The sequence below is a fragment of the Spongiibacter thalassae genome (assembly GCF_012272835.1).
Lineage (GTDB): Bacteria > Pseudomonadota > Gammaproteobacteria > Pseudomonadales > Spongiibacteraceae > Spongiibacter > Spongiibacter thalassae.
In genome coordinates this window covers 57,699-82,719 of the sequence record NZ_JAAWWK010000005.1, presented here as the reverse complement: position 1 = coordinate 82,719, position 25,021 = coordinate 57,699, and the positions used below count along the sequence as shown (strand labels likewise).

Genomic DNA, 25,021 nt, shown 5'->3' with positions numbered 1-25,021 from the left:
ATGGGCGACAACAGCTTTCAATCACTGAAAAATCACTTTCTTATCGCCCTGCCCAGCCTTAGCGACGGGATCTTTGCGCACAGCATTACCTTTCTCTGCGAGCACGATGAGCACGGTGCCATGGGCATTATTATCAATCGCCCACTCGATATGCAGATTGATGAAATTCTCGAACAGCTGGATTTCGATGAGCCCATCTACCGCAATACTGCACCGGTATACGCCGGTGGCCCGGTGCACACCGACCGCGGCTTCGTTTTGCACCTGCGCGGCCACCAGGACTGGGACGCCTCCATCCCGGTGAGCGACAGCATTGCCTTGACCACCTCACTGGATATTCTCGACGCCATTGCCCGGCGGGGCGGCCCGGAACACGCTCTGGTGGCACTGGGTTACGCCGGCTGGGACGCCGGCCAACTGGAGGAAGAGCTGCAGGAAAACACCTGGCTGACCGTACCCGCCGACTACAATGTTATTTTTTCAGTGCCACCGGAGCAGCGGGTCGACGCCGCCCTGGCAACACTGGGTATTTCCTTCGCCCAGCTCGGCTCGGACACCGGCCACGCCTGATCCGCAAGCAATATTCCGTTACACTGGGCGCCCCTACGACATAGACCTCGGCAATGACTGCAAAACACCTGCTCGCCTTCGACTACGGACTGCGCTGGATCGGCTGCGCCGTCGGCCAGAGCCTGACCGGCACGGCCTCGCCCTTGACCGCACTGCGGGCCAAGGACGGCATTCCCCGCTGGGAGGATATCGACGCCCTGCTCAGGGAATGGAAACCCGATGCGGTAGTGGTTGGCCTGCCCCTGAATATGGATGGCAGCTTGTCGGACATGTCCCAGCGGGCACGCAAGTTCGGCAATCGCATCCACGGCCGTTTTGGCATCGCCGTGTATTTCGCCGACGAGCGCCTGAGCAGTTTCGAAGCCAAAGGCGCTCTGCTCGAGCAGGGCGGCAACCGGGAATTCAAGGATCGCGGTGTCGATAGCCTGAGCGCGGTGCTGATTCTGGAAAGCTGGTTTCGCGAGCAGGCCTGACGGGCTGCTCAGAAACGCCCTACTCCGCCCTTGTTGCCGGAGTCCTTGCCGTTGTCCTCAATACTGAGCCGCCCCGCCGCCGAGGTCATGCGACCCACGTCGTTGTCGCTGCCCAACTTTATCAGCAGGCGCAAATCATTTGCCGAATCCGCATGGGCAATGGCGTCCTGATAGGTGATCTCACCCGCGGTGTACAGCTCATACAGCGCCTGATCAAAGGTCTGCATGCCCTGCTCGGTAGACTGGCGCATCAAATCCTTCAAACCGGCGACATCGCCCTTGCGAATCAAGTCAGAGGCCAGCGGCGTGTTCAGCAGAATTTCCACACAGGCACGACGACCATCGCCATCCCGCGTGGGAATCAGCTGCTGGGCGACCATGGCCCGCAGATTCAGCGACAGGTCCATCCACAGCTGCCCGTGGCGCTCCGCCGGGAAAAAGTGAAGGATGCGATCCAGCGCCTGGTTGGCGTTGTTGGCGTGCAGGGTGCACAAACAAAGGTGGCCGGTTTCGGCAAAGGTAATGGCGTGCTCCATGGTTTCCCGAGAGCGCACCTCGCCGATCATAATGACATCGGGTGCCTGACGCAGCATATTCTTCAACGCCACCTCAAAGGACTCGGTATCAATGCCCACTTCCCGCTGAGTGACAATACACCCCCGGTGCTGGTGGACGAATTCGATGGGGTCCTCGACGGTAATAATATGCCCCTTCGAGTTTTCGTTGCGGTGGCCGATCATCGACGCCAGCGAGGTGGATTTACCCGTGCCGGTGGCGCCGACAAAGATAATCAGGCCGCGCTTGGTCATCGCCAGTTCCTTGACGATCTCCGGCAGCCCGAGGTCGTCGGTGGTCGGTATTTTCGACTCGATGCGCCGCAGCACCATCCCTACCAGGTTGCGCTGATAAAACGCACTCACCCGAAAGCGCCCGATTCCCCGGGAACTGATGGCAAAATTACACTCCTTATCGCGAACAAACTCCCGGCGCTGCTGCTCGTTCATCACCCCCAGCACCACCTCCCGAGCCTGCTCGGGGCTGAGGGCATTGCTACTCAGCGGAATCATCTGGCCGTTGAGCTTGATCGACGGCGGTACACCGGCGGAAATGAACAGGTCAGACGCGCCCTTGTCATGCATAATCCGCAATAGTTTTTCAAATTCCACTTAACTCTCCTGCACCACACCACAACCTGCGGCGAGCTTAAAAATTTTCCGGGAAGCGCGCTTTCAGCTTGGCCGCATCGCGGGTAATCAGACGCTTCTGCAGCAGCTCTTTCAGGCACTGGTCCATTGTCTGCATACCGACATTGGCGCCGGATTGAATGGCGGAGTACATCTGCGCAACCTTGTCTTCACGGATCAGGTTACGGATCGCGGGAGTACCGATCATAATTTCATGGGCCGCGACACGACCACCCTCGGGGCGTTTCAACAGGGTCTGGGAAATCACCGCCTGTAACGACTCCGACAACATCGACCGCACCATCGCCTTCTCCTCACCCGGGAATACGTCAACAACCCGGTCGATGGTTTTCGCCGCCGAAGTGGTGTGCAGGGTGCCGAACACCAGGTGCCCGGTCTCCGCCGCGGTCAATGCCAGCCGAATCGTCTCAAGGTCACGCAGCTCGCCCACCAGAATAATATCCGGGTCTTCCCGCAGTGCCGAGCGCAGGGCCTCGTTGAAGCCGTGGGTATCCCGATGTACCTCGCGCTGGTTAACCAGGTATTTTTTCGATTCATGGACAAATTCAATGGGGTCTTCCACGGTGAGAATGTGGTCGAATTTATTGTCGTTGATGTAGTCGATCATCGCCGCCAGCGTGGTCGACTTACCCGACCCCGTCGGCCCGGTGACCAGCACCAGCCCCCGGGGGAGCAGGGAGATGTCGATAAACACCTTGCCCATGCCCAGCTCTTCAAGGCTTAATACCTTTGACGGAATGGTACGAAATACCGCCCCCGCGCCGCGGTTGTGGTTAAAGGCATTGACCCGGAAACGGGCCACGCCGGGAACCTCAAAGGAAAAGTCGGTTTCCAGAAACTCCTCGTAGTCACGCCGCTGGCGGTCGTTCATAATTTCATAGATCAAACCGTGCACCTCGCGGTGCTCCAGCGGTGGCAGGTTGATACGGCGAACATCGCCATCAACCCTTATCATTGGCGGTAGTCCGGCAGAAAGGTGTAAATCCGAGGCTTTCTGCTTGGCACTGAAGGCCAGCAATTCTGTGATATCCATGACTCTCCTTAAAGGCCTGGCAACCAAGTTATTGTGCTGCCCGGTGGCGCGCGGGTATTCAGCTGATTATGATGCGCTGCAGGGCAGGGGCGCGCAATTGCATTATCGCAAGTTAACGACATGAAGGTCGTGAACTGCGCCATAAAGCCCCACTCACACCACTGTGCGGAGCCAGTTTTACGATGACCAACGCCTCCCCCATCGCACTGAATATAGCATCGCTGCGAGGGCAAATCGCCATAATTGCCAGACAACACTCACGCGATGCCGACAGCATTTGCCTGCTCGCGGTCAGTAAAACCCGCAGCGCAGGGGAAGTTGCCGAAGCTGTCGCGGCGGGCTGCCACCATATCGGCGAAAACTATTTGCAGGAAGCCTTGGCCAAACAGGCCGAGCTACGTACCTGGACCGAAACCCCGGAAATTCACTGGCACTTTATCGGCCCGATCCAGTCCAACAAGACCCGCGACATTGCCGAGAACTTCGCCTGGGTGCACAGTGTAGACCGAATGAAAATCGCCCGGCGCCTGAGCGAGCAACGCCCCGACAAGCTACCACCACTGAATATTTGCCTGCAGGTCAACATCAGTGGCGAGACCAGAAAAAGCGGTTTTCGCCCCGAGGAGGTGGTCGACGCCGCCGCCGACATCAGCGCCCTGCCGCAACTGCGCCTGCGCGGCCTGATGGCAATTCCCGCTGCCGAGGATGATCCGGCGCGGCAACGCCGCAGTTTTGCCAAGTTGCGAGCCCTGCGCGACACCTTGCAGAAGACCTGTCCGGCACTGACGCTGGACACGCTGTCGATGGGCATGTCCGGCGATATGGCGGCAGCCATTGCCGAAGGCAGCACCTGTCTGCGTATCGGCACTGCGATATTTGGCCCACGGCGGCGCTGATATCCCCTGCGCCCTTCGACAGCCATGGCCAGCCTGATATACTCCACCGCACTTCAGCCAGCACGGCAGCAGCCGGGCATCACCGGGAGGTCAGGGTGAGTACAGCGACAATCGGATTTATCGGCGGCGGCAATATGGCCGCCAGCATTATTGGCGGGCTCCTCGCCAGTGGCGTCAGCGCGGCAAATCTTCGCGCCGGCGACCCCAACAGTGACAGCCTGCAACGCCTGCGCGAGCTTGGCGACATCACCACCAGTGAAAATAACGGCGACATTATTCCCGGCTGCGACGTGCTGGTACTGGCGGTCAAACCCCAATTGATGAAAGTCGTCTGCGAGCAGATTGCCGCCGACGTACAAACCGGCAAGCCACTTATTATCAGCATTGCCGCGGGCATTACCGCCGCCAGCATAGAGCGCTGGCTGGGCAGCGGCCTCGCTATTGTGCGCTGCATGCCCAATACCCCCGCCCTGATACGTTGCGGCGCCACCGGTCTGTTCGCCAACAGCGCGGTCAGCGAGGCCGAAAAAGCCCTCGCCGAGAACATTCTCAGCGCCACCGGTCTGGCCCTGTGGGTCGATACCGAAAGCGACCTCGACGCCGTCACTGCAGTATCCGGCAGCGGCCCCGCGTATTTTTTCCTGATGATCGAGGCCATTCAGCAGGCTGGAACGGAACTGGGCCTGAATGCCGACACCGCGAACCGGCTGGCCCTGCAAACCGCCTTTGGCGCTTCGCGAATGGCGCTGGACAGCGACGTTGACGCCGCCGAACTGCGCCGCCGGGTCACCTCACCAAACGGCACCACTCAACGCGCCATTGAAATCATGGAAGAGGGCGGCTTTCGCACTCTGATGAGCACGGCACTGCGCGGCGCCGCCGACCGTTCGGAAGAACTCGGTCGCGAACTGGAAGGAGAATAGAGACCATGGGTGCAATCAACGACATTACCGTTTTGCTGATCAACAGCGTCGTCAGCCTCGCACTGATGCTGTTTTTGCTGCGTATGCTGCTGCAACTGGCCCGCGCGGATTTTTACAACCCGATCTGCCAGACCATTGTTAAAGTCAGTAATCCTGCGGTGCTGCCGCTGCGCCGATTCATTCCGCCGATGGGACGCATCGATTCATCGTCGCTGTTGGTCGCCTATGCAATACAGGCCATCGGCATTGTCTTGCTGTGCAAGCTGCTGTTCAATGCCCTGCCCAATCCCGCGCAAATCCTGCTGTGGTCGGCTATCGGCATTGCGTCCGCCCTGCTCAGCCTGTACTTTTTTGCGATTATCGGCAGCATCATCCTGAGCTGGGTCGCCCAGGGCAGCCACAACCCCGGTGCGCAGCTGTTGCAACAGCTGACCGAGCCGGTCATGGCGCCCTTTCGCAAGCTGATTCCACCGCTGGGCGGACTCGACCTGTCCCCCATTCTGGTGTTTCTGTCGATCAATGTACTTGAAGTGCTGCTGCGCCACGCCGCCGCCTCGGCGGGAATGCCCCGGGGACTGGTGCTGGGGCTATAATCACGCCCCCGCGGCAAGCAATGGCTTTTACTACCGGCAGGCTGGCGATTCAGCGCTGTTCTGCCATATTCAAAAGGCCGGTCGCCAAGCACCATCCGACACCGACCGGAGCAACATCGACATCGCGGGTACGCACAGCAAACAGAAGGCGCAATCACAGTAATGACCGAGCAGCAGCACGCCACCGACACGCCCTTTGGCAGTGACAGCGTAGGCATTGTCAGCCCGCAAACCCTGCACTTCGACCAGCCCCTGATGCTGGCCTGTGGCCGGGAACTACCTGAGCACGATATCGTTTATGAAACCTACGGCGAACTGAATGCCGCGCGCAGCAATGCCATTCTGATTTGCCATGCCCTCAGCGGCCACCATCACGCGGCGGGCTATCACAGTGCCGACGACCGTAAGCCCGGCTGGTGGGACAGCTGCATTGGCCCGGGCAAGCCCATCGACACCCGCAAGTTTTTTGTGCTGAGCATCAACAATATCGGCGGCTGCCACGGCTCCACCGGCCCCGCGACCCTCAACCCTGCCACGGGAAAGCCCTGGGGACCGGATTTCCCCCCCCTGCGCTGCCGCGACTGGGTCGAAAGTCAGCGACTGATGATGGCCCACTTCGGCATCGAGCAGTGGGCCGCCGTCATTGGTGGCAGCCTCGGCGGAATGCAGGCCATGCGCTGGTCACTGGAATATCCCGACGCCCTGCGCCACTGCGTGGTGATTGCCTCGGCCATGAAGCTGTCGGCGCAAAACATCGCCTTCAACGAGATCGCCCGCAACGCGATCTGTTCCGACCCTGCCTTCCACGGAGGCCGTTACCTCGAACACGGCACGTCACCCAAACAGGGGCTGGCCCAGGCGCGAATGATCGGCCATATCACCTATCTGTCTGAGGACGGCATGAAGGAAAAATTCGGCCGCGATCTCAAGGCCGGGGATTTAAAACTCGGTGCCAGTGGGCCGGTAGAGTTTCAGGTAGAAAGCTATCTGCGCCATCAGGGCGAGCGCTTTGCCGGTAGCTTTGACGCCAACACTTACCTGCTGATGACCAAGGCGCTGGACTACTACGACCTCGCCCGGGAATACGACGACGACCCGGTGGCGGCTTTCAGTCATGCCAAGTGCTCGTTTATGGTGATCTCCTTTACCTCGGACTGGCGCTTCGCCCCCGACCGCTCCCGGGAAATTGTCAACGCGCTGGTCGCCGCCGACAAACCCGTCAGCTATGCGGAAATTGAGGCAAACCACGGCCACGATGCCTTTTTGATACCCATTCCCCGCTATATCGCGGTGTTTGGCGCCTATATGAGCCGCGTTGGGGAGGGCCTGTAATGCGCTTGGACCTGACACTGATCAAACCCTGGATCAAACCCGGTGCACGGGTACTCGACCTCGGCTGCGGCGACGGCACCCTGCTGAAAATGCTGGCCGATGAAAAGCAGGTGTCCGGGCTCGGTCTGGAGATCGACCCCGACAATATCACCACTGCCCTGCACAAGGGCGTCAACGTGATCGAACACGACCTCAATACCGGCCTTGGCGACTTCCGCGACGACAGTTTTGACGTTGTGGTGATGACCCTGGCCCTGCAAACCCTGCGCTACCCCCATCTGGTAATAGAAGAAATGCTCCGCGTCGGCCGCGAGTGCATTGTCACCTTCCCCAATTTTGGCCACTGGCGCAGTCGCTGGCATCTCAGCCGCCACGGTCGTATGCCGGTGAGCAAATTTCTGCCCTACACCTGGTACGACACCCCCAATATCCACTTCTGCACAGTCAAAGACTTCGAAGTCCTGTGTCAGGACATGAATATTCGCATTCTTCACAGCAGTGTCATCAATGGCGAAAACCGCCATGGTGGCCTCGCTCGGCGTTTTCCGAACCTGCTCGGCGTGACTGCGGTCTATCATATTAGTAAATGAGTCTTTACATGCTTCAAGGAATTCGCACCATGACAACATGGCTGGCACCATTGGTATTGCTGTTCAGTCTGAGCCTTCCCGTACAGGCTCAGGATCAGTACACGCCCCCGGACCCCACCCCCACCACCAAAACCTTTGGCGCTGACACGGTGCATTTCAGTGTGTTCAACACCAGCTTTCTGTCCCCGGAGGTCGCCCGCAGCTACGGCATCACTCGCGGCAAGGACAAATTCCTGATCAACGTTGCCGTGCAACACCGCGACGGCAACCAGCAACAGGCGATACGCGCCGAGGTCAGCGGCACCACCTCTGACCTGATTCACCGCACACCGCTGGAGTTTCGCGAGGTAATCGAGCAGAACGCGATCTACTACATTGCCGAGTTCCGCCTCGACACCAAGGAAGAGCGCCGCGACTTTCGCCTGAAGGTCAACACCGCCACCCGCGCCCTGCCCTATGACATTCAGTTCAATAAGAAGCTCTACCGGGAGGAGTGATTATGTCACTGCATATTGTTCTGGCCAGCGGCAATCGCGGCAAACTCGCCGAATTCTCCAGCCTGTTGGGTGAGCGCTTCCGCTTTAGTGCGCAGAGTGACCTGGGCGTGGAAGAGGCCGAGGAAACCGGGCTGAGCTTTATTGAAAATGCGCTGATCAAAGCCCGCAATGCCTCACTGCACACCCAGCTGCCCGCCCTCGCCGACGACTCCGGGTTGTGCGTCAACGCCCTGGGCGGCGCTCCGGGTATATATTCCGCCCGCTTTGCCGGCAGCGACGCCGACGACAGCGCCAACAACGCTAAGCTGATTCGCGAACTGAAGGGCATCAACGATCGCCGGGCTCACTTCCACTGCGCGCTGGTATTCGTCCGTCACGCCGAAGATCCCGCACCCATTATTTGCGAAGGACGCTGGCCCGGCGAAATCGTTGACGACGCCAGAGGCGAGAACGGCTTTGGCTACGACCCCCATTTCTACATTCCCGAACTGGGCTGCTGCTCGGCAGAACTGCCCAGCCAGCAGAAGAATCGACTCAGCCATCGCGGGCGGGCTGTGGCCCAATTGATCCAGCGTTTGCAATCGGAGTTCCCGGCGAGCTGAACGACATGCGACTCACCGTCGACGGCACACCCCGGCACTGCTCGCTGAACCGCGAGGACACGCTTTTGCAGCAGGGCCTCGCTGCCGGCTGGCCACTGGCCCGAAGCTGCCGTAACGGCAACTGTGAGCGTTGCTTCTGCCAGCTGCTCAGCGGCGAGGTGATCTACCCCGACCACCGTCGCTACCGCGCGGGCAGTACCATCGCCCTTTGCCTCGCACGGCCCACCGCAAACATCGTTCTCGGTTCGCTGCCCTTGCAGCCGCACCAGCGGGCCTGGCGCTGCGAAATCATCAACGACACTTCCCTGTTGCTGCCCGCAGGTCGCAGCTCCGGCCTTGAGCCCGCCTGCCATATTCTGCTTATTCACGACAACAGCATCACCAACACAACGTTGCGCCGCCGCGAAGGCCGCCGCCTCACCCTCGACGCACCCCTCGCCAGCACCGTCCCCAGCCTCGGGCTGGTGCTTATCGACGCCCACCGCTGCGGCGACTGGCAACTGCACAACCGCGCCTGCTCACCGTCCTTGCAATGGCAGGGTCTGGACGAAGACACCGCCCGGCAGGCACTGGCCGTCGCCCGCAAAGGTCGCGGGCAATGGTTTGTTACCACCGGCTGACACCGGGAAACTATCTGCGCCGCCGGTGATCTGAATCTGCCTCAACGCGGTAGCACTGGAACCGGGGAGGAATTCCACCTTCCCGCCGACCGCGAATGCTATGCTGTACCACAACGTAGAAGATAAGGAGACACACTAGAATGCTAAAGCGGATTATGAAGGGAGTCGGCATCCTGCTGCTCATCGTGATCGCCACCGTGGTGTTTGCCCTTGAACCCATCGCCAAATGGGCCATTGAAAGCGAAGGTAGCAAAGCCGTTGGCGCCAGGGTTAACGTCGACAGTGTGGACATCGCCTTTTACCCCACACATGTCGCCCTCCACGGCGTGACCGTCGCCAACCCCAAGGAGCCCATGCGCAACCTGTTGGAAAGCGCGACAATTTCCGCCGATGTCGACGCCAGGGCTCTGATTAAACAACAGCTTATTGCGGATCAGGTGTTGCTCTCAGGCATGCAGCTGAACACCGCCCGCAGCACCCCCGGCACCCTGGATGGCAGTATGCCGCCACCACCACCGGAATCGGATTCCGCCATGCCCGGCATTGCCCTGCCAGATGCCTCAGCGGTCATCGCCGAGGAGCAAGCCATTATCGAAGCGGAAGTCGCAGAGATTGAACAGGGCTTTGCCGCACTGCAGGAGAAGTGGTCTACAAACTCAAAGTCACTCCCTGAGGAGAGCAATATTGACGGCTATAAAGCCCGCTGGGAGGCCCTCAAACGACGCAATAAATTTGAACGCTTGGTGGGTGCCAAGGAGCTGCGCGACGATATCAAGGGCGAGCTGAAGCAATACGAAGGCTTCAACAGCGAACTCCAGGCAGACATCGCCACAGCCAAGGCGCTGGCCAGTCGCGCAGCGAATCTGCCCAGCGCTCAATCCCGCCGTATTGCCGCAAAATACGGCCTGGATCAGGGCAGCGAGGGCATGTTGCGCTTTCTCCTTGGTGACGACGCCACCAACCTCGTTCAGCGAGGACTGACCCTGTACAAGCAAACCATGGGCGACATGGCCGTCAGGGAAGAGCAACCCGCCGCCAGCGAGGGAGGTGAACTGCCCGTCAAATTACTGATTCGGGAGGTATTGATCGACGGCTATCAGGTGATCGGCGAACAGAAGCTGGCCTACACCGGGGAAATTCTCAACATTACCGATCAGCAGGATTTCTGGGACAAACCCACTACGCTGAAGGTGACCGGCGGCGTTGAAGAGCAGGCACAATTATTCATCGACGGCTTGTTCGACCAACGTAACGGCGACCTGAAGAGCACCTTCAACATGGCGCTGAAACAGCTGGCACTGGCGGGCATTTCCCTGTCGCAAAGCCCCAACCTCCCCCTGCAACTGGAGCGAGGCATCGCCGACATCAGCGCCAATTTTGGTATCAACGGCGACTCACTGTCCGGCTCCGTTGAGGGACTGGTCAACCAGGCTTCACTGCTGGTCAAAAATGCCGCTGAAGAAAATGCCACAGCGAAAAGCCTGGCCTCTGCCCTTGAGGGTGTCAGCAAGCTGGTGATGGACATGAATGTTAACGGCAGCGTAGACGACCCCATTATCAAGTTGAAATCCAATCTCGACCGTATTCTTGGCGATGTTCTAGGGGCAGAGCTCAAGGCCCGGGTCAAGGAATGGGAGGGTGAAATGAAAACCGAGCTACAGGCCAAGTATGGCGACAAGCTCAGCGGCCTTCAGGAGAAGAAAGAACTGCTGGGTAGCTATCAGTCGCTGCTCGGCGACCGCGAAGCGGCCTTGCAGGCTCTGATGAAGGAGTTGCTGAAATCCTGAGCCCTGCTCGGCTGAGTTCACTTTAGCTGAGCACAGCCTGCCACGGATGTTGGAGCAACTCGCCGGACTGGGGCGGCCCGCTGCGGTCCGGCGACATTTCAAGGTGGCATTCCGCCTTGCCGCTGCGCCGCCCTGACCAATCCCGTATACTCTGCCTCCTTGAACAAGGAGTACACATGAGTCACGACACCCTGATTGCAAAACTGAACAACGGCCCCGTCGATTTCGCCGAGGTTATCGGCCACATCGATCAATATTACGACTTTAGCCCCACCCGTTTCCGCAATGGTGAGCAGGTCAATGAGGCCGGCAGCAATAACGGCTCCTGCAAGATTTTCGCTTTCGCCCAGCTACACCAGCTCAGCCCACAGGCTACCCTGAATGCCTTCGGCGATTTTTACACGGTGGAAGTCCTGCAGCAGCCAGAGGCCGACAATCACGGGAATATCCGCAATTTTATCCGCAGCGGCTGGGCGGGCGTTCACTTTGACGGCGAGGCACTGACCCCCAAGACCAGTTGAAACTCAGCGGCGACACGCACTCCCTTCGCCGTCGTGTTCTCGTGTCAGTACAACGCCAGAGTTGTACTGGATACGATAGTAGCTCGCGGGCACAGGGGATTTAGTTGGACGCATCACGTTTAGCGAGTTTGCGCAAAAAAACCTCGATTTCCCTCTCCACCTGCTTGTCGCCGCTGCGCTGGGCGGCGGCGAGGCCCTCCTGCCACACTCGCCGCGCCTCGCCAATGTTGCCGCTGCGTTCGTAAGCCCTGCCCAGCAACTTCCATGCGGCGGAATAGTCCTCATCCTGTTCAACACAACGTATCAGGTGCTCACAGGCTTCGTCGTAGCTGCCCTCCTCAAGGAGGGCAGAGCCCAAGCCAAAGCGCAACATTGAGCTATCGGCGCCACGGGCCAACATTTTTCGCAGTGCATCCAGATTCATTTTTTATTCACTTGGGCAACGCGCTCTGCACGTCGCCAACGGTTGATTGAAAGCCGGTCACCCTCTGGGCTGGGGCAAACTTGGCAGCTGCTGCCCCTGCAATTGCATACCCTCGCTCAGATAGGCCGCCGCCGCGTCGGTTTCCCCAAGGTTGCCCAACAACCGCGACAACTCAAAGCACACCGCCGCCGAGGGTGCCACGCGATGGGCTTGCTCCAGGTATTCCCGGGCCTTGCCCCATAGCTCGTTGCGCAGGCTGATGCGCCCGAGCGCGAGCAGCAGGGTGGTGCTGTCGCCGTGCTCCTTGAGCCAGCCTTCCGCCGTAGACAACTGCTTTTGGGGATTGCTGTCATCGATGCTTGCGTACAGCAGAACAAGGTCATCCTGCCATTCCATTTTTATCGCCTGACGCAACAGATTGCTGGCTTCGTCGGCCTCCGCCACGGCCAGCAGCGCGGGAATATAGTCCCGTAGCAGCGCAGCCTGGCAGTCGCCCTTGGACAGCTGACGCCACCATTGTTTCAATGCCGCGGCATCGCCGGCCTGTTGCAAATTACGCATTTCGCCGCGCAGGGCCAACTCCTCGAGACTGGCCAGATCATTGTCGGCGAGCAGGCTGCGCTTGCGCAGTTCCGGTATCAGCTCGCGCAGGCCCGTCCAGTCATTAAGGCCGCGGTAGACCCGCGCCAGCAGCCCAAGAACAGCGGGGTGGCGATCAGCCCGACTGCGCAACCTGCTCAGGGTCGCCAGCGCGGGCTCCAATTGCCCCCGCTCAATCTGGATCTCCGCCTGGGTGAGGGCAACAGCAACATCGGCACGGACGCCGCAGTGTTCTGCCCGACTCAGCGCCTGCACCACACCCTTGTCATCGCCCAGCCTCTGGCTAGCCCGCGCCGCGAGGAGATAACCGATAAGCGGGCCCTCACCGTCGTGGGCAGCGTCCTGCAATAGCCGGCGGGCCTTTTGCCAATTGCCCTCGACATAGGCGACAACCCCTCGGTGCTGCTGCAGACGGGCGCGCTGGGCGCGGCGCTCACTGCGCAGCGATCCCAGGCGGTCGGTCAGCTTCGCCCCCCGCCGCAGAAATGAAAACAGCAGCCACACGGCAAAGCAAAATACCGCGAGCACGGCCACCGCCACCCACAGGGTCATTTCCACTGTGGTCTGACCATAGGCCAACAGCAGGTAACCACTGTCGTATTGAATCGCAACCGCTACACCCGCAGCGACCACCAGGGCAATCAACGCATAGAAAAAGAGAATCATTGGCCAACCTCACGCTGCCAGCGGCGGGCCTTGATAAACTCTTTCAATTCGGCCAAAGACCCGGACAAATCAGGTCGCTCAGCCTTTACCGGTGCATCGATAAGCGGTTCGAGCTGCGCCAGTACCGCCCCTCGACGATCGTTCAAGGGATAGTATTCGCGCAAAAACTTCGCGGCCTTTTCCAGTGAGCGGCGATACAGTGCCGGGCGCTCGGCCAGCAGAGCCAGTTGGGCCTGCTCGATCATCATCCGCAGGCTCGCGCGCACGGCCTCGGCCTGTTCAGGAGCCAGATTCGCCTGGAAGTTGGCGTCGTGCTGGCGCACGCGGATGTAGCTGCGCAACTTGCCCCAGGCCCGCTCAAATCCATTTTTCAGATTCTCCTGCCAATCCCCTTCTTCACTCACGGGCACCGGCTCAGGCTCATAGCTTGGCGCCTCGTAAACCTCCAGACTGGCTGCACTGTCAGCAATACCCTGCAGTTTCAGGTAGGCGCCTTCCAGATCGTAGTCAGCGCTACTGCGCAGCGCGGCCTGTTCCTTAGCGAGCGCCGCTCGCACCGGGTGCAGCGCAGGCTCGTCCATGCTGCGCAGAATATCGTCGGCACTGACCAACAGCTTCGCCGCAGCACGGTTATCACCACTCAATTGCAAGCGCTGATTCGCCAGCCGCAGCAGGTACTCAGCCTCTGCCAGCAGCCAATCATCGCGATCGACGGTGCTAAGGGTTTGCAGCCGATCGGTAATCTGTTGATATTGCCGCTGCCCCACCGCCTGCTGCTGTGACAGAGCCGCCTCCAATTCGGCGACCCGTGCGCGCTGCATGGCCAGCGCCGCACTGGTCTCACTTTGTGCACTTTCGAGCTCGCCCACCAGCTCAGTGATTTGCGCCGCCTCGGCAGACGCCGCCTGGGCTTTTTGGGCATTTAGATAAATAAGCTGGTAGTAAACCCAGCCCGCCAGCGCTAATCCAGCGAGCCCGATCAGCAGCGCCAGCGCCGCCAGCCCCCTGCCGGACTTGGTTTTCGAAGGTTTCGCTTTCGACGTTTTTTCACCCTTGTCGTCCGCTGAAACAGGGGCCCCTGTTTCCGCAACGATCACACCGGTCTCAGCGTTTTCTTTGTTATCACCGTCTTGTGCCGACATGCTTCTCTCTCAGCCATTGGGTTATTGCGGCCAGCGTTGCTGCTGTGCCTGCATTTTCTGCGCATAGAACCTGCTGAAAACCAGCGTCTTGCGCAAGCCTTGCCACACGAGCGCCCGGCACCACGACAGCAAGTTGACCTCGCAACGCCGTGTCGGTGCACTCACAAAAATATTTCAGGGTGTCGCCGCTGTTCAGACAGACAACCTCGACCTCACCTGCGCGGAATATCTCCGCCAGGCGCTCCGCCGCATGTGCCACGGGACGCCGTCGATAGCATTCAGCATAGTCTACCCGGGCGCCGCGCTCACGCAATTTAGTCGCCAGTGTTTCCCGGCCCCCCACCCCGCGCACGATCAGCACCCCATCGCCGGCAACCTTTTGCAGTGAGGGACAGGCCAGCAGGCTTTCACTGTCGTTGGCCCCAATGCTATCCACCAGTTGCAATGGCAACCCGCAATTAGCCAGGGCTGCGCGGGTCGCCTCACCCACACCATAACACTGGATGCCCTGGGGCCACTGGGGCCAGAGGCTTTCAATGCGCAGCAAACCCTGCTCAACCGCGTTGACGCTGATAAAAATCAGGTGCCGGTACAGGTCGAGGTCCATCAGCCGCCGTCGGCTGGCCTGCCACTCCGGCTCGCTATCTGCCAACGGCTGAATGTCCAGCAGGGGCTGCACACACACTCGGGCACCCGCCCCTTCCAGAGCGGCCTGCAGGTCGCCGTTACGACCTTCGGGGCGGGTTATCAACACTCCCAGGCCGGGCATATCAGGAGTTCGCGTCACCGTATACCGCTTTCAATATCTCGCCCGCGCCCTGCGCCAACAGTTGGTCGGCGACCGCGATCCCCAATGCCTCCGGGTCGCTGGCAGCGGTGAGCTCCGCTCGCAGCACCCGGCTGCCGTCGGGTTCGCCAACCAGCGCCCGCAACCACAATCCGCCCTCATCGGTCTCGGCGGGAATCGCATAACCCGCGATGGGCACCTGACAGCCGCCTTGCAAACGCCGATTCATCGCCCGCTCGGCAAGCACCTGTTCAGCGGTTGCCGGGTCGTGCAGCGGCGCCAGCAGGTCTATCGCCCACTGGTCATCACTGCGGGTTTCGACACCCACCGCCCCCTGGCCGCAGGCGGGCAGACTCTGCTCCACCGCCATAAAGTCGGCAATTCGGTCTTCCAGCTTGAGGCGAATCAGGCCCGCCGCCGCCAGAATAATCGCGTCAAACTGACCTTCATCGAGCTTGCGCAGACGGGTCTGCACATTGCCGCGCAGGCTGGATACTTTCAAATCCGGGCGCAGGGCCCGCAACTGGCACTCGCGGCGCAAACTACTGGTGCCGATATGAGCGCCCTCGGGCAGATCATCGACACTACTGAAATGATTGCTGACAAAGGCATCGCGGGGATCCTCCCGCTCGCAGATAATGCTCAGGCCCAGCCCCTCGGGAAATTCCATCGGCACGTCTTTCATCGAGTGCACGGCAATGTCCGCACGGCCATCGATCAAGGCCTGCTCCAGCTCCTTCACGAACAGCGCCTTGCCGCCAATTTTGGACAGCGGCGAATCCAACAGCTGGTCGCCGCGGGTCGTCATACCCAGCAATTCAACCTGCAGGCCCGAATGTGCGGCTTCGAGACGCGCCTTGATATATTCCGCCTGCCATAAAGCAAGGAGGCTTTCGCGGGTGGCGATACGGAGAATTCGATCGGGCATAGAGGGGGTCCAGAATAGCTAAAGCGTCTTATCATACGCCAGCCATCTGCCAGACTGAACCACTGAACTGAGTGGATCTGAGGAAAAGGGGCAGTAGCCGCCCCCGAGGCATGTCAGCACATTACCCCGGCGCGGCGGCAGTAGTCGCGTCAATGGACCGGAAACGCGCTCCAGCCATCCATCCAGGTGGTGTTGCTGCCGGGGCGCACTGCGCCCAGGTAGTTTGCGGCTTCATCCCAGAATTCACCCTCGGGCACGGCCACCGCACCCTCACGGGCGGGCGATTGCGCCGCCAGGCGGAATTCCGGCTGTTCCAGCAGCGCTGAGCCGGGGCGATGCTGTGGCGAAACACCAAGGCGCGCTGCGTCCCTGAAGAAGGTCAGCTCATCAAAGCCGCCATCGTCGTCCTGCGCGCCCAGCTCCGCCGCAAAAAAGCTGCGACCGTCGGCGCCAATATTGTGGATCAGCAAACCGGAGAAACTCATCATACCGCTGCCGAGCCGGCTCACTGTGCTGAGGTCCTTGATATCAATCGCCTCGCCGGAAAAGCCATCAATAATCATATTATTGAAATGGCCGCCGGTGCCGCGGCGCAAAGTCATTCCGCGCTGATATTTCTCGGCACCGGACATGCTTTGCAAGGTCACATTGTAAAAGGTCGGCTGAGACACTGGCTCGACATCGTGGCGACCATCGCGGTTGTCCGCCTCAAAGCCGTTGTCGCCAATGCCCGGGTACTGCAGCACCTGCAAAAACTGCACGCGGCCAGTCCAGCCCATATCCCAGTCCAGCGAGTCATCCGCTGCCCCGCTGATCAGCACGTGCTTCAGATCAACCGTGCCGCCAAATACTTCAATGCCGTCATCAGAGGCTCGGTGCACCTGCACATGACGCACAATGGTATTGCTGCCACAGCCCCCCAGGGTCAGACCGTTCAGCTCGTTGTTGGCGTAGACCTCGTAACCGGCAAACTCAATACGCACGTACTCCAGAACACCGCAGTTGTGGCGACTATCCACCCCCCCGAACATCCCACGGGTGTCGGTCAATGGTACACCTTCAATCTGGGCATCGCGGGTGTTCACCGGCGCATTGCCCAACAGCACCAGGCCACCCCAATCTCCCGCCTGGCGCGCACCCGCGTCCTTGGCACTGGTAAATACGATCGGCGCCTGCGCCGCGCCCCGGGCCATAATTGTGGCGTCGCGGGTGACCACCAAGGCGCTACCCTGCAAGCCCTTGACCACAGTACCCGCTTCTATGGTCAGGCGAGCGCCCGCCTCAAGATACACAATGCCATCGAGTAGCCACGATTTATCTGCCGTCCAGAAATGTTCGCCGTTCAGGGAACCGCGCACACTTTGCTCGTTACCGGACATGGGGTTCAGGGCAACAAAGCCTCCTATCGCCACCGCCAGCAGCACCAGCGCAGCAAGCGCCAGTCGCCCGCTGTTCTGTTTTTTCTTTCCAGTGACCGCCGCCACGGTTTCGGCAATATCGGGGTTCAGCGGTGCGCTACGAATGCGACTTTGGGTTAACTCGCCGTCGGTATTCAACACCCTCAAGCTCTGGCCAATTTCCCGCAGTTCCCGGTTGCTGCTTACTGCGGCTTCGTTAATCAGTTCGCGGCGAAAATCCGAGTCCCGCAGCAAGGTATTGAAGTGAATATTGCGCTCACCATCGAGTTGGTCATAGTTCTGCTTTAACTGCCAGAGCAGTTCGACGAGTTTCGCGCGGGGGGCGCTGACCTTATTCATGATCACTCCTTCGCGACAAGGTTACACAGGGGGAAATGAAGCGAAGTATGCGAGGGGTTTATGACAGTTATATGACGATGCCACACTCTTCGGCATTAGCTCAGACTCCGTCACAAACAAGGAAGTCTGATATACTGCGCGCCTTGACTAGAAGCGGCCCAGAAGCTAGATGCACGGGCCCAACCGCAGAACAGGACCACCAGACAATGAGTAACAAAGAGCCAAGTATCAAGCCCTGGGGCGGTCGCTTCGCCGAGGCCACCGATAAATTTGTCGAGCGCTTTACCGCGTCAGTCAGCTTTGACCAGCGCCTTTACCACCACGACATCAACGGCTCTCTCGCCCACGCCGCCATGCTGGCCAAGGTCGGGGTTCTCACCGGCGATGAATTGATCCAGATCCAGACCGGACTGGAAGAAATTCGCAGTGAAATAGAAGCGGGCACCTTTGAGTGGTCTGTGGGCCTTGAAGACGTACACATGAACATCGAGGCGCGACTGACGCAGAAAATCGGCATCACCGGCAAGAAGCTGCACACCGGTCGCTCGCGCAACGACCAGGTCGCCACCGATATCCGCCTGTACCTGCGCGACGAAATCAACGCTATCTGCGGCGAATTAACCCGCCTGCAAACCGGGCTGGTCGAGCTGGCCCGCCGCGAAGCTCATACCATTATGCCCGGCTTCACCCACCTGCAAACCGCGCAACCAGTGAGTTTTGGCCACCATATGCTGGCGTGGAATGAAATGCTGGAGCGGGACTACAGCCGACTGAAAGACTGCAGCGCGCGCATGAACCAAAGCCCCCTGGGCGCGGCGGCACTGGCGGGAACAACCTACCCCATAGACCGCCACTACAGCGCCGAACTGCTGGGCTTTGATCGCCCTACAGAAAACTCACTGGACTCGGTGAGCGATCGCGATTTTGCCATTGAATTTGCCGCCGCCGGCAGCCTGCTGATGACCCACCTGTCCCGCTTCAGCGAAGAACTGGTACTGTGGACCTCAGCCCAGTTCAACTTTATCGACCTGCCCGACCGCTTCTGTACGGGCTCGTCGATCATGCCGCAAAAGAAAAACCCCGACGTGCCCGAGCTGATTCGCGGCAAGGTGGGGCGGGTAAATGGTCACCTGATCAGCCTGTTAACGCTGATGAAGTCTCAACCGCTGGCCTATAACAAGGACAATCAGGAAGACAAGGAACCGATCTTCGATGTGATCGACACTCTCAAGGACAGCATCAAGGCCTACGCCGACATGGTGCCGGCGATTACCGTCAACGCCGACGTGACCCGCGAAGCCGCCATGCGCGGTTTCTCTACCGCAACCGATTTGGCCGACTATCTGGTTCGCAAGGGCCTGCCCTTCCGCGACGCCCACGAAGTGGTCGGCAAATCCGTGGCCTACGGTATCGCCCGGAAGAAAGACCTGTCTGAGATGAGCCTCGAAGAGCTGCGTCAGTTCAGCGGCGACATCGACGAAGACGTGTTTGAAGTACTGACCCTCGAAGGTTCTATCAACGCCCGCGACCATATTGGCGGCACCGCCCCGAAACAGGTGCTGGCCGCCGCCGACCGTGCGGCACAACGCCTGAACCAACGCTAGCTGCGCGGGGCTTTCCGCCCCGCAGACAACGACCCCTTCCTCTTTTCAGCCACCGCCGCCCGCGGTGGGGCTTCCCTGCACGCGCCCTTTCCATGACACCCCATCACAGCAAAACCTATATCAAAATATTTTGATATAGATTAAATCACTGTTACACTGCGCGGCATGGAAGCCCGTATCCGCTCCGTGGCCACCGACGCGACATCGCCACCGGAAGCACAAGCCGCTTACGCCACTGCCCTGCAACAACTCTGCAAGGCCGGGGGGGATGAGTTGCGCCTGCAGGTTTTGCGAGTATTGAGCCGCAACGCCTATTCGGTACAGGAGCTGTGCCACATTCTGGATGCGCGGCAGTCCGGGCTCAGCCACCACCTGAAAATACTTGCCGCAGCAGGGCTGGTCACCAAACGGCGCGAGGGCAACAGTCTGTTCTATCGCCGCTGCTGGCGCAGTGAACACTCAGCGCTAGCCGCACTGCATGAAGCCCTGTTGAATAGCGCCGACCAATTGGCACTGAGCGCAGACCAACAACAGCGACTGGAAGAAGTGGTCGCCGAGCGGGCCGAACGCAGCAGAGCATTTTTTGCCGAGCACGCCGGGGAGTTTCACGAGCAACAGGAGCAGATGGTCGCCTATGCGGTATACGGCCAGAGCAGCGCCGAACTGTTGCGCGCCAGCCAGCCCGAGGGCGGTGAGTTGGCCATTGAAATCGGCCCCGGCGAAGGCGCCTTTCTCGCCGAACTGTCAGGCCATTACCACGAAGTGATCGCGCTGGATAACAGTGACGCCATGCTGGCCCAGGCCCAGCAGTTTGCCGAAGCAAAGGGCCTGAACAATGCCCGTTTTATTCTCGGCAACAGCAGCAGTGACGAACTGCCAACGGCGGCAGCGGACTGCGTGGTGTGCAATATGGTGCTGCACCATGTGCCCTCACCGTCGGATATTTTTCACGACGCCGAGCGGCTGCTAAAACCCGGCGGCCTGTTTTCGGTAACAGAGCTGTGCCCCCACGACCAAAACTGGGCCAGAGACGCCTGCGGCGATTTGTGGCTGGGCATTGAGCCAGATGACTTAAGCGAGTGGGCCAGTGCCTGCGGGCTGCAGGAAGGCCCCGCAGCCTATTTGGCTCAGCTCAACGGATTTCGAGTACAGGTTCGGCAATTTATCAAGCCGAACCACCTTTAATACCGCGACCCCACTGCCACGGCAGGGTCTTTTACAGAGGAAGACAGCATGTCTGAATACAGTATTTTCACCTCCGAGTCCGTCTCCGAGGGACATCCGGATAAAATGGCCGATCAGATTTCTGACGCCGTACTCGACGCGATTATCGCCCGCGACAAGCACGCCCGTGTCGCCGTGGAAACCCTGGTAAAAACCGGTATGGCGGTCGTTGCCGGCGAGGTCACTACCTCCTGCTACGTCGATCTGGAAGATATCATTCGCGATGTCATTACCGGCATCGGCTACAACAGCTCCGACGTCGGCTTCGACGGCGCCAGCTGTGCGGTACTGAACGCTATCGGCAAACAGTCTGTCGATATCAACCAGGGCGTAGATCGCGCCAGGCCGGAAGATCAGGGCGCGGGCGATCAGGGCCTGATGTTTGGCTACGCCACCAACGAAACCCCGTCGCTGATGCCCGCCCCGCTGTTTTTCTCTCACCGTCTGGTAGAGCGTCAGGCCTACCTGCGCAAAAACGGCGTGCTGCCCTGGCTGCGCCCTGATGCCAAAAGCCAGGTTACCCTGCGCTACGAAAACGGCGTGCCGGTAGCCGTTGACGCGGTGGTACTGTCTACCCAGCACAACCCCGAAATCAGCCAAAACGACCTGCAGGAAGCGGTGCGTGAAGAAATTATCAAAAACGTCCTGCCCGCCGAACTGCTGCACGCTGGCACCAAGTTTCATATCAACCCCACCGGCAACTTTGTCATCGGTGGCCCCGTGGGCGACTGCGGCCTGACCGGCCGTAAAATCATCGTTGACACCTACGGCGGCATGGCTCGCCACGGTGGCGGGGCATTCTCCGGCAAGGACCCCTCCAAGGTTGACCGCAGCGCAGCGTATGCTGGCCGTTACGTCGCCAAAAACATCGTCGCCGCCGGCCTCGCCGACCGCTGCGAAATTCAGGTGAGCTACGCCATCGGCGTTGCCGAGCCCACATCAATCTCCATCAACACCTTTGGCACCGGCAAAGTCAGCGACGACAAACTGGTCGCCGCGGTACGGGAAGTTTTCGACCTGCGCCCCTACGGCATTACCAAAATGCTCGACCTGGCTCACCCGATGTACCAGCCGACCGCCGCCTACGGCCACTTCGGCCGCGACCCCTACGAGCACACCTACACCTACAAGGAAAACGGTGAAGTGCGCAGCGAAACCGCCACCGCCTTCAGCTGGGAGAAAACCGACCGCGCCGAGGCACTGAAAGCGGCGCTTTGAAGGGAGAGGCTGGACGGGAGACGGGAGAGGCCAACGGCGCTAGACGCTAGACGCTAGACGCTAGACGCTAGACGCTAGACGCTAGACGCTAGAGAAATTATTGGAGTTTTAATGAGGGTGCAAAGCGATGGAACGCAAGCACACAAAATTGCAGGTATGGCAGCGATCCATGGCACTTGTGCCGGAGATTTATCAGCTGACCAATGCATTCCCTGCTCATGAGCAGTTTGGATTGTTCAGCCAGATGCGTCGCGCTGCAGTCAGTATTCCGTCGAATATTGCCGAGGGCGCTGCCCGGGAGAGTGACAGGGAGTATTTACGCTTTCTTTACATCGCGCGAGGCTCTTTAGCCGAGCTGGAAACACAATTATTAATCGCATCGAGCCTGGGGTATTTGAATGACACAGCAAGTTGGCGGGAAAAAACCGACGCCATATTTGCTCAGTTATCCGGGCTTATTCGAAAACTGAAACAGAGCTAAGGGCTTTGGCAAAAAGCGTCTCGCATCTCGCGTTTTGCGTCTCGCCAGAAATCAAACATGAGGTAGACATTATGACCACCGCAACAGCAAGCAACACCACCTTCACCGACTACAAAGTCGCGGATATTTCACTGGCCGCCTGGGGTCGCAAGGAACTGGCTATCGCCGAGGGCGAGATGCCCGCTCTGATGGCACTGCGTGAAAAATACGGTGATGAAAAACCATTGGCCGGTGCCAAAATTCTCGGCTGTATTCACATGACCATTCAAACCGGCGTGCTGATCGAAACCCTGATCGCCCTCGGTGCCGAAGTGCGCTGGTCGTCGTGCAATATTTTCTCAACCCAGGACCACGCCGCTGCGGCGATTGCCGCTGCCGGTATTCCGGTATTTGCCTGGAAGGGCGAAACCGAGGAAGAATACGAGTGGTGTATCGAGCAAACCATTCTGAAAGACGGCCAGCCCTGGGACGCGAACATGGTGCTGGACGATGGCGGCGATCTGACTGAAATTCTGCACAAGAAATACCCGCAGATGCTCGACAAGATTCACGGCATCACTGAAGAGACCACCACAGGGGTTCACCGCCTGCAGGAAATGCTGAAAAAAGGCACGCTGAAAGTGCCCGCCATCAATGTGAACGACTCGGTCACCAAGTCGAAAAACGACAACAAATACGGCTGCCGCCACAGCCTGAACGATGCTATCAAGCGCGGCACTGACCACCTGTTATCCGGCAAAAAAGCGCTGGTCATTGGCTACGGTGACGTGGGCAAGGGCTCTGCGCAATCACTGCGTCAGGAAGGCATGATAGTAAAAATCACCGAAGTTGATCCCATCTGCGCCATGCAGGCGTGCATGGATGGCTTTGAAGTGGTATCGCCCTACATCGACGGCATCAACACCGGCACCGCCGACTCCATCAACACCGACCTGCTCGGCAACACCGACCTGCTGGTGACCACCACCGGCAACGTCAACGTCTGCGACGCCAATATGCTCAGCGCCCTGAAAAACGGCTGTGTGGTCTGCAACATTGGTCACTTCGACAACGAAATCGACACCGCCTATATGCGCGCCAACTGGGAGTGGGACGAGATCAAACCCCAGGTCCATGTGGTATACCGCGACCGCGCTAGCAACGATCACCTGATCCTGCTGTCGGAAGGCCGCTTGGTTAATCTGGGCAATGCGACCGGTCATCCCAGCCGCATCATGGACGGCTCCTTCGCCAACCAGGTACTGGCGCAGATTCACCTCTATGAGCGCCGCTTCGCCGACCTCGACGCCGACAAAAAAGCCGCCGCACTGACCGTGCAGGTACTGCCCAAGAAACTCGACGAAGAAGTGGCGGCCCACATGGTTGCTGGTTTTGGTGGCGTGATCACCAAACTCAAGCCCGAGCAGGCAGAGTATATTGGTGTGAGCGTGGACGGGCCGTTCAAGCCTGAGAGTTATAAGTACTAAGGCGGCGGGACGCTAGACGCTAGACGCTAGACGCTAGACGCTAGACGCTAGACGCTAGACGCTAGACGCTAGACGCTAGACGCTAGACGCTAGACGCTAGACGCTAGACAGTGTTTTGGTGGGGCTTGGATTGTGTCAAGCAGCACCGGGATGATTTTACGTCTTGCGTCTCGCATTTAGCGTCTTGCCCTAAACAGGAAGATCCAATGAACAAACGCTACAGTTTTGAATTTTTCCCCCCCAAGACCGAAGCCGGGCGGGAAAAACTGAAACAAACCCGGGCGGAGTTGAACACCCTCGACCCCAGCTTTTTTTCCGTTACCTACGGTGCTGGCGGTTCAACTCGGGACAACACTCGCGGAATCGTACTGGAAACCCGCGCGGCGGGAATCGACGTGGCCCCTCACCTGTCCTTTGGCGGTGACGAGGAAGCCGATGTGCTGGAGTTGATCCAGCAGTACAAGGACGCCGGGGTAAAACGCCTTGTCGCCCTGCGCGGGGATATTCCCTCGGGCATGGGTGCGACGCGGCTGGTATATGCCCGTGAGCTGGTGGAGTTTATCCGCAAGCATACCGGCGATCACTTCGAGATTGAGGTGGCGGCCTACCCGGAAATTCACCCCGACGCCAAAAGCTACGACAAGGACATCAGCTACCTGAAAGCCAAGCTGGATGCCGGTGCCAACAGCGCCATCACCCAGTATTTCTTTAACGCCGATGCCTACTTCTACTTTCTGGAAGACTGCGAGAAGGCGGGCATAGATAAGCCGATCTACCCCGGCATTATGCCAATACTGAACTTCACGAATCTGGCCCGTTTTTCACGGAACTGTGGCGCGGAAATCCCCCGCTGGCTGACCCGAAAACTCGAAGGTTACGGCGACGATCAGGAGAGCGTCAGCAAGTTCGGCAACGAATTTGTCACCGAGATGTGCCAGATTCTAATGGAAGGCGGCGCCCCCGGAATTCATTTCTACACAATGAATCAGGTGGAGCCGGTGAAAACCATGCTGCAGGAATTAAAGGCCGAGGACTAACCTTCCCGCCATAAATCCCGGTGTTGTAAGTGAGAGCGAAACATC

The 25,021-nt window shown here is 59.3% G+C and carries 26 protein-coding genes; 18 read left to right on the top strand and 8 right to left on the bottom strand.

Annotated elements, in window-relative coordinates; translation table 11 throughout:
• Together HCU74_RS13770 and ruvX are read left to right on the top strand one after the other, a co-directional pair.
• On the top strand, positions 1-570 hold the full coding sequence (locus HCU74_RS13770; RefSeq protein ID WP_168451015.1) for a YqgE/AlgH family protein: 570 nt from the start codon (positions 1-3) through the stop codon (positions 568-570).
• 53 nt (positions 571-623) lie between these two features.
• Positions 624-1,043 (top strand): Holliday junction resolvase RuvX, encoded by a 420-nt coding sequence (gene ruvX / locus HCU74_RS13765; RefSeq protein WP_168451014.1) that lies wholly within the window; start codon positions 624-626, stop codon positions 1,041-1,043.
• Positions 1,044-1,051: 8 nt separating this feature from the next.
• Here the strand turns inward: ruvX and HCU74_RS13760 are convergent, their stop codons facing one another.
• Both HCU74_RS13760 and HCU74_RS13755 read right to left on the bottom strand, forming a co-directional pair.
• The gene (locus tag HCU74_RS13760; RefSeq protein WP_168451013.1) at positions 1,052-2,209 is read right to left on the bottom strand and encodes a PilT/PilU family type 4a pilus ATPase; all 1,158 of its coding nucleotides are present in this window, start codon (positions 2,207-2,209) and stop codon (positions 1,052-1,054) included.
• Between the two features lie 37 nt (positions 2,210-2,246).
• The gene (locus tag HCU74_RS13755; protein ID WP_168451012.1) at positions 2,247-3,281 is read right to left on the bottom strand and encodes a type IV pilus twitching motility protein PilT; all 1,035 of its coding nucleotides are present in this window, start codon (positions 3,279-3,281) and stop codon (positions 2,247-2,249) included.
• A 182-nt stretch (positions 3,282-3,463) separates the two neighbouring features.
• Between HCU74_RS13755 and HCU74_RS13750 the strand changes: the two genes are divergently transcribed.
• The 10 genes from HCU74_RS13750 to HCU74_RS13705 all read left to right on the top strand — a co-directional run bounded on the left by HCU74_RS13750 (position 3,464) and on the right by HCU74_RS13705 (position 11,642).
• On the top strand, positions 3,464-4,177 hold the full coding sequence (locus tag HCU74_RS13750) for a YggS family pyridoxal phosphate-dependent enzyme (RefSeq protein ID WP_168451011.1): 714 nt from the start codon (positions 3,464-3,466) through the stop codon (positions 4,175-4,177).
• A 95-nt stretch (positions 4,178-4,272) separates the two neighbouring features.
• The gene (proC, locus tag HCU74_RS13745) at positions 4,273-5,100 is read left to right on the top strand and encodes a pyrroline-5-carboxylate reductase (protein WP_168451010.1); all 828 of its coding nucleotides are present in this window, start codon (positions 4,273-4,275) and stop codon (positions 5,098-5,100) included.
• Between the two features lie 5 nt (positions 5,101-5,105).
• Positions 5,106-5,693 carry a YggT family protein gene (locus HCU74_RS13740; RefSeq protein WP_168451009.1) on the top strand — a complete coding sequence of 196 codons (588 nt, stop codon included), beginning with the start codon at positions 5,106-5,108 and terminating at the stop codon, positions 5,691-5,693.
• Between the two features lie 162 nt (positions 5,694-5,855).
• Positions 5,856-7,025 (top strand): homoserine O-succinyltransferase MetX, encoded by a 1,170-nt coding sequence (metX, locus tag HCU74_RS13735; protein WP_168451008.1) that lies wholly within the window; start codon positions 5,856-5,858, stop codon positions 7,023-7,025.
• The gene (gene metW / locus HCU74_RS13730) at positions 7,025-7,615 is read left to right on the top strand and encodes a methionine biosynthesis protein MetW (protein WP_168451007.1); all 591 of its coding nucleotides are present in this window, start codon (positions 7,025-7,027) and stop codon (positions 7,613-7,615) included. Before metX ends, metW begins: the two co-directional genes overlap by 1 nt.
• Positions 7,616-7,644: 29 nt before the next feature.
• A complete protein-coding gene (locus tag HCU74_RS13725) occupies positions 7,645-8,112 on the top strand; it encodes a DUF4426 domain-containing protein (protein WP_168451006.1) in 468 nt (155 codons plus the stop codon).
• 2 nt (positions 8,113-8,114) lie between these two features.
• Entirely contained in the window at positions 8,115-8,714 is a 600-nt protein-coding gene (gene rdgB / locus HCU74_RS13720) for an RdgB/HAM1 family non-canonical purine NTP pyrophosphatase (RefSeq protein ID WP_168451005.1), read from the top strand.
• A gap of 5 nt (positions 8,715-8,719) precedes the next feature.
• Positions 8,720-9,334: a 2Fe-2S iron-sulfur cluster-binding protein gene (locus HCU74_RS13715; protein WP_168451004.1), complete on the top strand. Its 615-nt coding sequence runs from the start codon at positions 8,720-8,722 to the stop codon at positions 9,332-9,334.
• A 140-nt stretch (positions 9,335-9,474) separates the two neighbouring features.
• On the top strand, positions 9,475-11,121 hold the full coding sequence (locus HCU74_RS13710) for a TIGR03545 family protein (protein WP_168451003.1): 1,647 nt from the start codon (positions 9,475-9,477) through the stop codon (positions 11,119-11,121).
• A gap of 176 nt (positions 11,122-11,297) precedes the next feature.
• The gene (locus HCU74_RS13705; protein WP_168451002.1) at positions 11,298-11,642 is read left to right on the top strand and encodes a HopJ type III effector protein; all 345 of its coding nucleotides are present in this window, start codon (positions 11,298-11,300) and stop codon (positions 11,640-11,642) included.
• 100 nt (positions 11,643-11,742) lie between these two features.
• Here HCU74_RS13705 and HCU74_RS13700 read toward each other — a convergent pair whose 3' ends face one another.
• The 6 genes from HCU74_RS13700 to HCU74_RS13675 all read right to left on the bottom strand — a co-directional run bounded on the left by HCU74_RS13700 (position 11,743) and on the right by HCU74_RS13675 (position 17,946).
• Positions 11,743-12,066 (bottom strand): tetratricopeptide repeat protein, encoded by a 324-nt coding sequence (locus HCU74_RS13700; RefSeq protein WP_168451001.1) that lies wholly within the window; start codon positions 12,064-12,066, stop codon positions 11,743-11,745.
• Positions 12,067-12,123: 57 nt separating this feature from the next.
• Positions 12,124-13,332 (bottom strand): heme biosynthesis HemY N-terminal domain-containing protein, encoded by a 1,209-nt coding sequence (locus tag HCU74_RS13695; RefSeq protein WP_168451000.1) that lies wholly within the window; start codon positions 13,330-13,332, stop codon positions 12,124-12,126.
• The gene (locus tag HCU74_RS13690) at positions 13,329-14,474 is read right to left on the bottom strand and encodes a uroporphyrinogen-III C-methyltransferase (RefSeq protein ID WP_168450999.1); all 1,146 of its coding nucleotides are present in this window, start codon (positions 14,472-14,474) and stop codon (positions 13,329-13,331) included. Before HCU74_RS13690 ends, HCU74_RS13695 begins: the two co-directional genes overlap by 4 nt.
• A complete protein-coding gene (locus tag HCU74_RS13685; RefSeq protein WP_168450998.1) occupies positions 14,455-15,261 on the bottom strand; it encodes a uroporphyrinogen-III synthase in 807 nt (268 codons plus the stop codon). The genes HCU74_RS13690 and HCU74_RS13685 overlap by 20 nt, the downstream gene beginning before the upstream one ends.
• Positions 15,245-16,189: a hydroxymethylbilane synthase gene (gene hemC / locus HCU74_RS13680; protein WP_168450997.1), complete on the bottom strand. Its 945-nt coding sequence runs from the start codon at positions 16,187-16,189 to the stop codon at positions 15,245-15,247. The genes HCU74_RS13685 and hemC overlap by 17 nt, the downstream gene beginning before the upstream one ends.
• Positions 16,190-16,338: 149 nt before the next feature.
• Entirely contained in the window at positions 16,339-17,946 is a 1,608-nt protein-coding gene (locus HCU74_RS13675; protein WP_168450996.1) for a hypothetical protein, read from the bottom strand.
• A gap of 206 nt (positions 17,947-18,152) precedes the next feature.
• Between HCU74_RS13675 and argH the strand changes: the two genes are divergently transcribed.
• From argH to metF, 6 genes are all read left to right on the top strand, one after another.
• A complete protein-coding gene (argH, locus tag HCU74_RS13670; protein ID WP_168450995.1) occupies positions 18,153-19,550 on the top strand; it encodes an argininosuccinate lyase in 1,398 nt (465 codons plus the stop codon).
• Positions 19,551-19,715: 165 nt separating this feature from the next.
• Positions 19,716-20,735 (top strand): ArsR/SmtB family transcription factor, encoded by a 1,020-nt coding sequence (locus HCU74_RS13665; protein WP_168450994.1) that lies wholly within the window; start codon positions 19,716-19,718, stop codon positions 20,733-20,735.
• Between the two features lie 48 nt (positions 20,736-20,783).
• On the top strand, positions 20,784-21,992 hold the full coding sequence (gene metK / locus HCU74_RS13660; protein WP_168450993.1) for a methionine adenosyltransferase: 1,209 nt from the start codon (positions 20,784-20,786) through the stop codon (positions 21,990-21,992).
• A gap of 127 nt (positions 21,993-22,119) precedes the next feature.
• The gene (locus HCU74_RS13655) at positions 22,120-22,473 is read left to right on the top strand and encodes a four helix bundle protein (RefSeq protein ID WP_168450992.1); all 354 of its coding nucleotides are present in this window, start codon (positions 22,120-22,122) and stop codon (positions 22,471-22,473) included.
• Between the two features lie 71 nt (positions 22,474-22,544).
• The gene (ahcY, locus tag HCU74_RS13650; protein WP_168450991.1) at positions 22,545-23,939 is read left to right on the top strand and encodes an adenosylhomocysteinase; all 1,395 of its coding nucleotides are present in this window, start codon (positions 22,545-22,547) and stop codon (positions 23,937-23,939) included.
• A gap of 206 nt (positions 23,940-24,145) precedes the next feature.
• Positions 24,146-24,976 (top strand): methylenetetrahydrofolate reductase [NAD(P)H], encoded by an 831-nt coding sequence (metF, locus tag HCU74_RS13645; protein WP_168450990.1) that lies wholly within the window; start codon positions 24,146-24,148, stop codon positions 24,974-24,976.
• Positions 24,977-25,021 lie beyond the last annotated feature (45 nt).